Annotated in this window: 7 protein-coding genes and 4 pseudogenes; 7 read left to right on the forward strand and 4 right to left on the reverse strand. The window is 59.3% G+C overall.

From position 1 onward, the window contains the following. Positions 1–175: 175 nt before the first annotated feature. The 7 genes and pseudogenes from MKK50_RS00115 to MKK50_RS00145 form a co-directional block, all read left to right on the forward strand. Positions 176–333, forward strand: a pseudogene (locus MKK50_RS00115) (IS5/IS1182 family transposase); the annotation flags it as partial. Beyond that, positions 323–430: pseudogene (locus MKK50_RS00120) on the forward strand (IS481 family transposase); the annotation flags it as partial. The pseudogenes MKK50_RS00115 and MKK50_RS00120, both read left to right, overlap by 11 nt. A gap of 403 nt (positions 431–833) precedes the next feature. Beyond that, complete coding sequence (locus tag MKK50_RS00125) at positions 834–2,543, forward strand: CgeB family protein (RefSeq protein WP_499019535.1); 1,710 nt, start codon at positions 834–836, stop codon at positions 2,541–2,543. Between the two features lie 4 nt (positions 2,544–2,547). Beyond that, positions 2,548–3,324 (forward strand): glycosyltransferase family 2 protein, encoded by a 777-nt coding sequence (locus MKK50_RS00130; RefSeq protein WP_499019539.1) that lies wholly within the window; start codon positions 2,548–2,550, stop codon positions 3,322–3,324. A 52-nt stretch (positions 3,325–3,376) separates the two neighbouring features. Then, positions 3,377–5,023, forward strand: coding sequence for a glycosyltransferase (locus MKK50_RS00135; RefSeq protein ID WP_499019541.1), 1,647 nt, complete (start codon positions 3,377–3,379; stop codon positions 5,021–5,023). 340 nt (positions 5,024–5,363) lie between these two features. Next, the gene (locus MKK50_RS00140) at positions 5,364–6,386 is read left to right on the forward strand and encodes a Hint domain-containing protein (RefSeq protein WP_499019543.1); all 1,023 of its coding nucleotides are present in this window, start codon (positions 5,364–5,366) and stop codon (positions 6,384–6,386) included. A gap of 25 nt (positions 6,387–6,411) precedes the next feature. Continuing rightward, a complete protein-coding gene (locus MKK50_RS00145) occupies positions 6,412–7,995 on the forward strand; it encodes a hypothetical protein (protein WP_499019546.1) in 1,584 nt (527 codons plus the stop codon). A 194-nt stretch (positions 7,996–8,189) separates the two neighbouring features. Here the strand turns inward: MKK50_RS00145 and MKK50_RS00150 are convergent. From MKK50_RS00150 to MKK50_RS00165, 4 genes and pseudogenes are all read right to left on the reverse strand, one after another. After that, a pseudogene (locus MKK50_RS00150) lies at positions 8,190–8,810 on the reverse strand (IS5 family transposase); the annotation flags it as partial. Beyond that, a pseudogene (locus tag MKK50_RS00155) lies at positions 8,810–8,899 on the reverse strand (IS5/IS1182 family transposase); the annotation flags it as partial. The pseudogenes MKK50_RS00155 and MKK50_RS00150, both read right to left, overlap by 1 nt. A gap of 108 nt (positions 8,900–9,007) precedes the next feature. Beyond that, entirely contained in the window at positions 9,008–9,949 is a 942-nt protein-coding gene (locus tag MKK50_RS00160) for a LysR family transcriptional regulator (RefSeq protein ID WP_499019547.1), read from the reverse strand. 789 nt (positions 9,950–10,738) lie between these two features. Further along, positions 10,739–11,694 (reverse strand): IS630 family transposase gene (locus MKK50_RS00165; RefSeq protein WP_499019550.1). Its coding sequence is split into 2 segments (ribosomal slippage): positions 10,739–11,358 and positions 11,358–11,694, totalling 957 coding nucleotides; the frame shifts between segments, so codons are not numbered across the junction. Positions 11,695–11,781: the final 87 nt, after the last annotated feature.

An 11,781-nucleotide genomic window follows, 5' to 3' on the forward strand; every position in this document is an offset into this window, starting at 1 on the left:
CGACCCTGCGAGACCAGAACATCCACTTGGCGCAGCTTGGCAACAATCTCTTCAGCCGTATGCTTCTTCCGTCCCATGAAACATCCTCCACATGGCTCGAAGCCATACCTCAGGGAGGACCACTTTTCAGGAGGCAGGCCAGTGGGCCGCCTCCCAGGCGCTGGTCAACTCCTCGACCGTGACGGCGCACCGTTGCGCCTCCGGTGGAAAGGGGGGAAGCAAGCCCGGGCCATCGACCGCTCGCGGGACGGACGCACGACCAAGATCCACGCCCTCATCGACCGGTTCTGCCGCCCACTCGCCTTCCTCCTGACAGGCGGACAGGTGGCTGACACCCTACGAGTTCATCTGCCAGATCTTAACAAAAGAGCCCGAGCGCTTCACGCTCGATCCGTCACACCACATTCCGGGACCGTACACCGAGCTATAATCATGAGCGCTCGGTGGCGTACCGACTGATCGGGCGGCATATGCGTTTGGCTTAACTGGCGTTCCGTTCCAGTGCAGCGGCTCGTTTGGATGGAGACCGCTTTTGGTCCGGGTCCGACAGGGTGAACGACATTTCTTTACGCATCCGTGGAGACTGCGTCCATTCCACGCAGAAACCTGAACCTGTTGGCTCTTTCGTCAGAGTTCTGCCGCCAGCAGCGTTCGGACACTCCTGCCCAATTGTGATGGCCGGGAGGTGTTCTCGAGTGAAATTTACCTTTCCATTTTTTTGGCTATGATTACGGATTATATACTGATGAAGGTATCGAACGCGCCTTTAAGAAACTGACGCAGGTAAGAACGAAAGATACGTCAGTTCAGCAAGTGATCGACAGGATCGACTGATGAAGCTTTTGTCGTTATCTTACTATAAGCACGATCAAAACTCGCAAAACCGTGCTCAATACCGTGACCTAAAGGAGTCAGAAATTGTTCAGTTTAATTTTATAAAAAATTGCGGACTATTCGATGAAGATTGGTATGTAGATAATTATCCCGACGTGCGAAGGTCTAAGATAAATCCGATTTATCATTATGTGAAGTACGGTGCTAGCGAGGGCCGCAATCCCAACAATTGGTTTGATACATTCGAATATGCGTCAAAGTACATGGCGCCAGAAATCCGCGACCGAGTTAATCCACTTATGCATTATGTTCAAAATCGTATGCCTGTTTCGGCGCAGAACGGGGATACCGACAGAAGTTCCAAAACCGAGAAGCTCGATACGAAGTTTCATAAGGGTCAACTGTCAGCGTTCTCGGATTTTTCAGTTAGGACCGCAGTGGACCGGTTTAAACATTTTCCTTTATTTTCTGATGTCGATTATATGGCTTTGAACGAGCCACTGCGCAACGTGGCCGGACTGATTCCACATCATCACGCTCTAACCTACGGCATATCTGAAGGCAGAAGCGTATTTCGCAAAGAGAATATTGCAAATATGCTTGGAATGGTCTCTCAGGCAGCAGTTGAAGCTGAGGCCAAAAGGCAGGATGTCGTCGATTTGCTCTCGGATTACGACGATGGTGAAGGCGCATGCAGAAAAATCAATGCCACACCCAGATCGAACGAATGCATCGGTGTTTTTTACAACAGTGAAGGCAACGTTTTTCTCAAGGAAATTGCCGAGTGCGTTGTGAATGATCTTCAGGAAGCAGGATATTCAGCTTCTCTTCACAACGAGAATGCCGACTTGACGGCGATACCGGCACGTTCGATTATAGTCGCTCCGCATGAATTCTTTTTTGTTGGAAAAGGGCGTGAGCTAGCCAACGAGAACTTTGTTGCCAGGTCTATAGTACTCAATACTGAGCAACCTCAGACGGTTTGGTTCGACAGGGCGATCCCTTTTTCCCTCATGTCGCGCGGCGTCATCGATATTTCGCCTCAGGTTGCTGCACTCTATCGAGATACTGGCATACCGACATTACATATCGACTTGTGTGGTGCTATCGACACCCAAGGTACGCCGGACATTGGCAATCCGCTATTCCGTGTCTTGCCTCCAGCTGCTAAGCAACTCTCGCGAGCGACAACAACGCTAGCAGAGCGGCCGATCGATGTTTCATTCTTCGGCGCCATGTCGACGCATCGCGAAAGATTTTTCACAAAAGCCGCTGCGTTTCTATCCGACTACGAGACGTTCCTTTATTGCCGACGCTTCACGAGCCCGATCAAGGGCATTGGGCGTGATCGTGATCTGACGCGGCTCGCCGGCCATGTTGCCCGACACTCCAAGATCACGCTGAACATTCATCGCGACGAGTACGGTTTTTTCGAGTGGCATCGCATCGTCAGGACAGGGATGGATTGTGGCAGTCTCGTCGTATCCGAGCCGTGCTTACCTCATCCCGTCTTCAAGCCGGGCGTTCACTTCTTTGAGGAAGCAGGCCGCCATCTGCAAAATTTGATCGAGTGGCTGCTCCGCTCTGAGGACGGCATGGCCCGAGCCGAAAGCGTCCGCGAAGCGGCGTCGGGGGTTTTGCGCCGCGCCAGGACGCGCAACCAGTCGGGGCATCGTATTGCTGCCTTCGTTGACTCTTGCTTCGTGTGACACCATGCAGCCCTGGATACCCAGATACCGCGTTGCATTTGAGTCAGAGCCGTCGGGGCCGAGGCCCCACGACCTCGTCTCGATCTGCGTCACCGCGTTCAACTACGAGCGTTACCTCGGCGCGTGCCTCGACTCGTTGCGCGCACAGACGCACGCTGCGCTCGACCTGATTGTCGTCGACGACCGGTCCGAGGGTGATCGCACGCTCGCAGCCGGTGAGCGCTGGATGAAGAAGCATGCCGACCGCTTTCATCGCTGCCTGCTGGTAAGCCATCTGCGCAATCAAGGGCCATCTGCGGCCCGGAACACTGCGTTCTCTCTTGCGCTCGGCTCTCATGTCTTCGTTATCGATGCGGATAACGTGGCCTACCCCCGTGCCATCGCACGTCTACATCAGGCCGCGGTATCAGGATCGTTCGATGCGACCTACCCACAGCTCGAACATTTCGGCGACGAGCATAAGCTTGGCGTGGCCGACATCTGGGATGGGGATGCGCTGTATGAAAGCAACTACATCGACGTTATGGCGCTCGTGGCCAAAAGCGCCTGGGAACGCATCGGAGGCTACAGCCATATCGAGGAGGGCTGGGAGGATTACGACTTTTGGCTCAAATGCCTGAAGCACGATCTGGATATCGGGTTCGTTCCAGAAATTCTGTGTCGCTACCGCGTTCACGGGAAGTCCCGCACCTCGACAGATGCGTGGGCCGCGCACGAAAAGCTGAAACGGATTATCGCAATGCGCCATCCCCGCGTCGGTCGACCGAGCGCCGCGTCGTGATGGCCAGCTATCCGCATTCCGGCGAGTTCCGGATGATGCCACGGTGATTGCTATGCCATCATTCGCCGAAGCGCGCGCGGGGCTTCAGGGCGAGATCGACAACGTCTCGCCCTATCGAGTGCGGGGTTGGGCGCGCAACCCGCAGTTGCCAGACGAGCCGGTTGTCCTGTTAATCGCCAACAATGGCGAAGTTCTTGAGCGCGTCGTAGCCGATCGAGCCAGGGATGATCTTCTCCAGGCAGGATTTAGCTCGAGCCATCATGGTTTCGACGTGTGGCTTCCTGCTCGTCTCGATGCATCAAGGCGTAACATCGTTCGGGTCTTTCGGGAATTTGACGGAGCAGACCTGTTTCGTTCGCCCGTTATTCTCGAGGCTTCCGAGGCGTTCGGCCCCGTCTTGCAGGCACGCCTGACTACGCTGTTGGCCACGCCGATGGAGGCTCCGGAGCTGCGTGAACGCATCGAGTTTCTGGTCGATTTGGTCGAAGGATTGCGCCGGCGGCTGGCTGATGAGCACGCGATTGGCAGAGGCCGCGAGGCAGAAGAGGAGCCGCTTCGCGCCCTCGTGATCGACGATCAGCTCCCCGATTCACGGCGCGACGCCGGCTCCATGGCGATCCTGTCGCATATCCGCTCTCTCAGGCGGCTCGGCTATGAGATTAGTTTTGTCCCGTCCGATCTAGACGGCGTACGGTCGCTCACGGCCGACGCGCTGACTGCGGAAGGGATGACCCTTCACCTGCGCCCTCACACGAGTTCGGTCGAAGAAGTTCTGCGCCGCGAGGCCAACACCTTCGACCTCGTCTATATTCATCGCTACACGAACGCAGCGAAGTATGGGCCTCTTGCCCGGAGTTTCCAGCCCACCGCGCGCCTCGTCTTCAGTGTCGCCGACCTTCATCACCTCAGGCTTCAAAGGCAGGGCGAGTATTACGGTTCTGAACGGATCGCCGCCGACAGCCAGCTCATCCGCCTGCGCGAACTCAGTGCAGCTTGGTCTGCATCGAGTGTCATCACGCATTCGACGCATGAAGCGGAACTGCTGAAAGCAGATTTAGGGCGCACGCCGATCGCCGTCGTGCCTTGGTCAGTAACCCCCCGGCCGGTCGTCCGACCATTCGATCGGCGCCGCGGTGTCGCATTCGTTGGCAGCTTCATGCATGCGCCCAACCTTGATGCAGCGCGTCGTCTCGTCCACGCGATCATGCCACGGGTGTGGAGCACGGAGCCCGACATTCCCTGCTTTCTGATCGGTTCGGACATGCCGGACGAGCTCGCCGGTCTGAACCTCGATGGTATCGAGGTGCTGGGTCATGTGCCGGATCTCTTCTTCGCGCTCAATCGCGTACGGCTTTCCGTTGCACCGCTCGCCTGGGGCGCCGGAATTAAGGGGAAGGTGCTGGAAAGCTTCGCTCACGGGGTGCCTTGCGCCATGACTGGCATCGCCGCAGAAGGGATCTGCCTTCCGGCAGCACTGGATGTCTGCCTTGGCGACAGCGACGAGGCCTTAGCGCTTGCTATTGTTACGCTTCACCAGGACGAGGCGCTCAATCGCAGATGCGCCGAGGCTGGCCTCGCTCTTATCGAAGATGGCTGGTCAGAGTTGCGCGTCGACGCCGCTATGCGGCATGCCATCATTGGCAGCGAACCAAATCTGAAACTGCCAGGGTCGAACGGAATCGAACAACTGCCGCGATAAATGCGAATTTGTTGTCGGAAATGGAAATGATTTTACCAAAATGAGCTTATGTAGTTTTGCAACATCATGATTTTGAATGCTTTTAGCGTTCTAATTTAGTTTGACATTGTTTTTTGTCGATTGGTATATTTCCGATGTTGGTTGATTCAGTATTATCCAATTAAAGCGACTGCGTCGATCCGGCTCGCTCAAATCAGTTGCGAGATGATGACTCGGTAAACTGTGCGTAAGACTGCATATCCGCAAGTCAGTGACCGCGTTTGAGCATTCGAATGTGATCGCTGGCGCAGACTTTCCGCGCCGGTCTCAAAGGCGCCGGAAATAACACAAGGGGATCGCGATGGCCTTACCAAATAATCAGACGATCACGTCCGGCAATATCTACCAGGTGGGTACAGGTGCCATCGCCGGCACGGTTCAGGGCCTAGCGAACCTTGCGCTCGGTACGACCGGCCTCGTGACGATCGCGAGCCCAGTGGCGACGAACACAGACGTGACCTTCACGCAAACAGGCGGTGTTCAAACAGTGAGCTACATCAACGGCGCCGGTAACACCGTGAGCCAGCCCGTTACCTTTACGGGACAAGGACCTGGTGAGTTCACGTTTACCTCAGGAAGCTCGACCTTCCTATTCACCAATACGGCGCTCAATGGTGGAGCGACGATCGATGTCGGCTCCCTGCCCGGCGGTGCCCTACTCGGCACACAACTCGGGATCGGCGCGAACCCAACCGTCTACGCGCTGACGACGAACGGCCTCGCGCAGGTCGGGACCGGTACATACACAGCCTGTCTCGTCCGGGGCACGCATGTCGCGACGCCGGATGGCGAGCGTCGGGTTGAGCATTTGCGGATCGGTGACCTCGTGATGACCGTCACGGGCGAGTCGAAGCCGGTGCTCTGGATTGGAACTCGTCGCTACGAGGGCGCCTTTATCGCCGGCAACCGGACCGCACTGCCGGTCACCGTCCTCGCGGGTGCTTTGGGTGACGGGCTGCCGCTGCGCGACCTCTCACTCTCGCCCTGCCATGCCCTGCTGATCAACGACGTTCTCGTGCCCGCAGGCCGGCTCGTCGACGGGGTGGCGGTGATCCAGGCGTCGAGTGTCGAATCGGTAGACTACTTCCACATCGAGCTCGATGATCACGACGTGGTGCTCGCGGAAGGTGTCGGCGCTGAGACTTTCGTCGACGACGACAGCCGGAATCTCTTCCAGAACGTACACGAGTATCACGCGCTCTACCCGAACCGTCCTGAGATCGACCCGGTCTACGCTGCGCCACGGGTGGAGGACGGGGAGGTCGTGCAAGCGATTCGCGATCGCATCGCCGCGCGTGCCACCGCCGTGAAACGGGCGGCCTGACGAGTCCATCAAGGATTAGGACGACATGCCGCGCGGCTATCTCGATCTTGGGATAACGCGTCGGCACATCTCCGGATGGGCCTTCGATGAGGCCCATCCGGAGAAACCCGTTCGTGTATCTCTGACGGCTAACGGGGAACCCCTGCTGACGGTCTTGGCCAATCGCTACCGCGGTGACCTCCACGCCGCGGGTGTCGGTGACGGGCATCACAGCTTTGACGTCTATCTGCCCCACCCGCTCACAGCTTTTCAGCGTCACGTGATTCACGCGACGATCGAGGGATCGGGGGAGGCACTCGGCGATTCGCCCATCGTCATCGAATCCGCCGACGCGTTCGACGAGGATGTGAAGCGGAGCGTCTCGGGCCTGATTGCCGCCGCCGACGCCTCAACGCTCGATCGGACTCTCGCCTTCCTAGTCGATCAGGTCGAGGCTGTGCTCTACCGCCGAGCGGATTTGGCCTCGCACCGGACCCTGCGTCATTTCCGGCAACGCTTCACCCGGCATCGCGGTCAACCGCGGCCGAACGAGCCCCCTCCACCGCCGCTGCGCGCCCTTGTCATCGGCGAGCGACTTCCTCAAACCCGTGAGGACAACACGGTCCTCGACGTCATGCTGTCGCTGCGACGGATCGGCTACGAGGTCACCTTCGTCCCAGCCGATCTTCGCGACGCCGAGGTGGCAGAACGGGTGCGCTTGAATGAGGCGGGTGTTCTACTTCATGCAGCGCCATACACGATATCTGTCGAAGAGGTGCTGCGTCGGCAGCGGGGCGCGTTCGATGTCGTCATCGTGCATGGGCTCGCCGCCGCAGCTCGGTATCTGCCAATGGTTCGGCACGACTGCCCTACGGCGCGGGCGGTCTATCTGCGCACGGCCTCAGCCCAGGCCGAATCCCTGTCGATGGGGGCCGGACATTTGGGCTTTCTCGAACGGGCGCACCGCAGCCAACTCGCCGAAGCCACCGCAATGGGGCATGCCGACGACCTCCTCACAACGGATCCGACCGACGCCGCCCGTTTCGCCAACTCGAGTCCCAACACGCGGGTCACGCTCATGCCGTGGACCGTGCCGGTCAGTCCAATCGACATTCCCTTCGCCAACCGTGCTGGCATCGCCCTCCTCGGCACGAGCCTCGGACCGGTGACCACTCCGGCGATGCGCCCGCTGCTCGACAGGGTGATTGAGGCCGTTTGGGTTAGGAACCCGGCCATCCCTTTTCACCTGCCGGAAGCCGTAGCAGGGCGAACCCCGCAGGCCCGGATTGTTCCCGTCGTCGACGGAATCGATCCAACGGAGGGTGTCCGAGTCGCGCTCGCCCTCGGACCGAACCTCTCGCAGAGGATAGCGGGGACTCTCGGCGCCGGCATCCCGTGTGTGGCAACGGAAACAGCCGCGGGTGAACTTGCCTTCGGCCGCCCGTTTCCGCCTGAAGCGGAAGACACAGCGGTACGTCTAGCGGAAATACTGATTAATCTGCACGAAGACGAGTCCCTCAATCGATCGGCCGCCTGCACCGGCCTTGCCGAAATCCTGCGAGAGCGTTCGGACGCCTGCCTTGATGAGAAACTCGTCGCCTTCCTCGCTAGACGGCGGCGCATCCGCTGACCGTCGACGCGACCCGGGTCTTATGCCGAAGAACACGCCTCGGCTGTGCGCGGCGTAGGTGCCGTTGCTGATCTGCGTAGCGATTGATCCGCCGGTAGGCTTGGTTCGTCCTGAGATATGGCCTGTGGGCCATTTGGAGTTGACCCGGTTTGTCGTCCACGTCTTATGCAAGTTCTCGGGCTGTGCGACCCCTTTCATAAGGGTCGCGCGAGACGTCTGACGAGGATCATGGCGGCGGCCAAGACGCAGAAGGCGAGCGCGGAGTAGGGTGTCGCCTCGTAGGCTCGGGCGAGCCTGCGGCAGCGCGCGATCCAACCGAAAGTGCGTCCGATGACCCAGCGGCGGGGCTGCACAGCAAAGCCCTTCTGCCCCTTATCCGGCCTGACGATCTCGACGGTGATAGCGGTGGCGTTGCCGACGCGCTCGCCCTGATAGGCCTGATCGGCAAAGCAGTGGGCCAGGAAGAGCTATAGACGACGGGACGCCCGTAGCGGTGCAATCTCGCCGTGGCTGTCGTGCCGGTCGGCCGTCGAGACGGTGGTTAGGAGCAGGCGACCGTCCGTATCGATGAGCGCGTGACGCTTGCAGCCAACTACGCGCCGGGCCAGATCGTAGCCGCGCTCGCCCTTGACGCCGATGCCGCCCGAGGGCGCCGCCTGCGCGTCGAGGATGGCACCGATCGGGCTGGCCTCGCGCCCGGCGCGCTCGCGATCGGCCATGGTCAGGGCGTGGGCGAGGCGCTCGAACACGCCCGCCTTCGACGGGCGCAGGAACCAGCGGTGAACCGTGGACCAGGGTGGAAAATCCAACGGCAGGCGAGTGGACGGCAGAACCGGTCGGTGAGAGCGTGGATCTTGGTCGTACGTCCGACCCGCGAGCGGCCGATGGCCTGGGCTTGCTCCCCCCTTCAAGGAGCGCGTCCCGCGAGCAGTGCAACCCCACGGATGCCGGCCGGGGCAGATCTGACACAGCTCTCGTGCGCTACGGTCTATTCAAGCGAGTTGCAGACCTTTCAAGGCGAGATGAGCCTGACGCCGACTTGGTCCGTCCTCAATTGGCTCCAAGCCTCACCACCGGTTCCAGCAGCAAGCATGACCGGAAGCTGCCTCATGGCGAACTCGATGAAGCTACGTGCCTTCGCTGGCAGGAGGCGTGAAGTCGTGACGATGTAGACCGGCGTCGGCGGTAGATCCCACTCCGGCAGCACCTGCTCCAGCCGGCCGTTCACAACATCGCGTTTGACGCTGAGGCAGTGCGCGCTGAAAATGCCTTGTCCCGCCAGCGCAAACTTGCGTGCGAGGCTCGGTGAGTTGCAGGTGAGCGATCCGTTTACCTGGAGTGGAATGGTCTCGGCGTTGCGGCTGAGGGACCAAGTCGTGCCCGTTCCCTGTGTGGGAACGATGGCGCTGTGATCTTTTAGGTCATGGGGTTCTTTGGGCCAACCGCGATCATTGAGATAATCCGGCGCGGCGAACAGGCCATTCGCCACTTCAGCTACCCTGCGCATAATCAGCGAGGTCTCGCGTGGCTCCTCGATGGTCACAGCCAAATCGTAGTTGTCACCTACGAGATCGACGGCGTTGGGTTTCAGATCCAGATGGACGTGGATGTGCTCGTGCTGCGCAGAGAATTCTGTGACGATCCGTGAGAGGTGGTGCAGCACCCAGAAATCTGGCGGCGCAGCGATCTTGAGGAAGCCGCTTGGTCCCTTCGCCTCAGCGACGAGGTTGTCGAAGGCTTGCTCTGCCTCATCGACGAGCCGAGATGCTTGGGCGAGATAGGCTTCGCCGTAGGACGTCAGAGCGATCCGGCGGGTGGTTCGATCGAGCAGGCGCAAGCCAACCATTTGTTCGAAATCAGAAACACGCCGTGAGAGTGACGAGATCGGCATGCCCAGAATGGTTGCCGCTTTGCTGAAGCTTTTCTGCTTGGCCACCTCGACGAAGAGGGCCATGTCACGCAGCATCTGTGAATTTGGCATTAGTCCGTCGCGCGCTCCTGACCGTCAGTATGAGTGCTTTCGTCCGTTCAGCTCCCGACACCCCCCCTGGTGCTGAGAGAGGTCGTTCCAACAGCCAGTGCATGCCTTCTTGGTAGGATGATCGGGGCGACCACCGCGATTTCGGAAGACCACCGGATATCGACGGAGCAACATCTGAGGAAGGATTGAGATCGCAGACAGAAATTCGATTTTGAGAAAAAATTGGAAAAGTGTTTTTTACATAATGGGAAGAAACTTATTGAATTGCCCCAGAAACCCTAATGTAAATAGAAATATTTTTTATTCATAGCAAATTTTGCAATATTGATAGACCATACGTTTGACTGGCACTTCCTCACAGCCTATGACACAGTAATTTCAGAATTTTATATTGAAAAATTTAGTCCAGCCCTGATATGCTGCGCTGTCAGGAACACGACATGGCGCTATGCATTCATAATGCCATGAGAAAAGGCACTAAGTAACTTTGCAACTCGAGTCATCTGAGCGGATGGGCAAAGTGGCTTCTCTGCGAACATTTGCGCGCGATTATGAGGCGCACACGTCGCATTGCTCAACTTCTACGGAAGACCCAGTGAGCCACACGAATATGTCTGGGTCGGAACTCCTCTTCGTTTCTGCCGATGCTACGTGGCGGTATCCTGCTGCCAGAGGCTCGCGGCGAGACGGACATGCTACTACGCACTGCGTTCGAAGTACGCGAGCGTGCCTAAGTGATATGGTGCTTAGAGCTGTTGCCGATCATATTGGATCGTATGCGTCGTATCCAGCTGCGGCGAGGCAGTTGCGGCAGGCCCTTGGCGTGAGGGTGTCGAAGGCGGATCGGATGGCCGCTTTCAGATCTGGAAGCGTCCGAGCGGCGGCTTTGCGGAGGTTCCCCTTCAGCTTGGCGAAGATCTGCTCGATCGGGTTGAGATCCAGCGAGTAAGGTGGAAGGTAGAGCAACTTGGCGCCCACCGCCTGGATGGCTTCGCGCACGCCGGCCACCTTGTGAGCGGCGAGGTTGTCCATGATCACCGTGTCACCCCGCTTCAACAGGGGGACCAGGGTGGCGGTGACGTAGGCCCGGAAGCGCTCGCCGTTGGTGGCTCCGTCGAACAGGGCGGTGGCGACCACCCCGCTTGTGCGCAGGGCGGCCGTGACGGTGGTCGTCCTCCAATGTCCATGCGGAACCGCCACGCGGCAACGCTCGCCGCGCGCAGCCCAGCCGTAGCGGCGCACCATGTTGGTGGTAGTTGCCGTCTCGTCGAGGAAGACGAGCCGTTCGGGATCGAGTTCATCCTGGGCCTCGAACCAATCCTCGCGCTCGGCTCTCACGTCCGGTCGTTGCTGCTCGGCGGCGTGGGGCGTGTTTTTTTGTGCGTGACGGGGTGACGGCGGAAGAAGCGCGACAGGCCGCTTTCGCTGGTGGCGATGCCGCGCTCAGCCAGCAGGGCGCGCAACTCCGAGAGGATCAGGGTCGGCTGCTCCGCGCGCAGGCGCAGGATCAGGTCGGCATGGGCTTCCACGTGCTGTGAGCGCCGGTCGCCACCCTGCGGCTTGGCCGCCACCCGGCCCTCCCGCTCGAAGCTCTCCTGCCAGCGGATGGCGCTGGCGGGACTAACCCCGAACCGCTCGGCCGCCTGACGGCGCGAGGCGCCCTCGGACACGGCCTTCACGACGCGCTCACGCAGATCCAATGACAACGGCGACCCCATCGATCCTCCTGTCGAGGACCACAGGGAATCAGATCACGTCGCGTCGCGGAACCCCAGCCGACTCGCAGCGATCGGCAACAGCTCTAG

The organism is Methylobacterium sp. J-043, assembly GCF_022829505.1.
Lineage (GTDB): Bacteria > Pseudomonadota > Alphaproteobacteria > Rhizobiales > Beijerinckiaceae > Methylobacterium > Methylobacterium extorquens_A.

Coding starts and splice junctions, on each gene's coding strand:
- MKK50_RS00130 (WP_499019539.1), top strand. CDS start 2,548: ATGCAGCCCTGGATACCCAGATACCGCGTTGCATTTGAGTCAGAGCCG.
- MKK50_RS00160 (WP_499019547.1), bottom strand. CDS start 9,949: ATGGCCCTCTTCGTCGAGGTGGCCAAGCAGAAAAGCTTCAGCAAAGCG.
- MKK50_RS00140 (WP_499019543.1), top strand. CDS start 5,364: ATGGCCTTACCAAATAATCAGACGATCACGTCCGGCAATATCTACCAG.
- MKK50_RS00135 (WP_499019541.1), top strand. CDS start 3,377: ATGCCATCATTCGCCGAAGCGCGCGCGGGGCTTCAGGGCGAGATCGAC.
- MKK50_RS00145 (WP_499019546.1), top strand. CDS start 6,412: ATGCCGCGCGGCTATCTCGATCTTGGGATAACGCGTCGGCACATCTCC.
- MKK50_RS00125 (WP_499019535.1), top strand. CDS start 834: ATGAAGCTTTTGTCGTTATCTTACTATAAGCACGATCAAAACTCGCAA.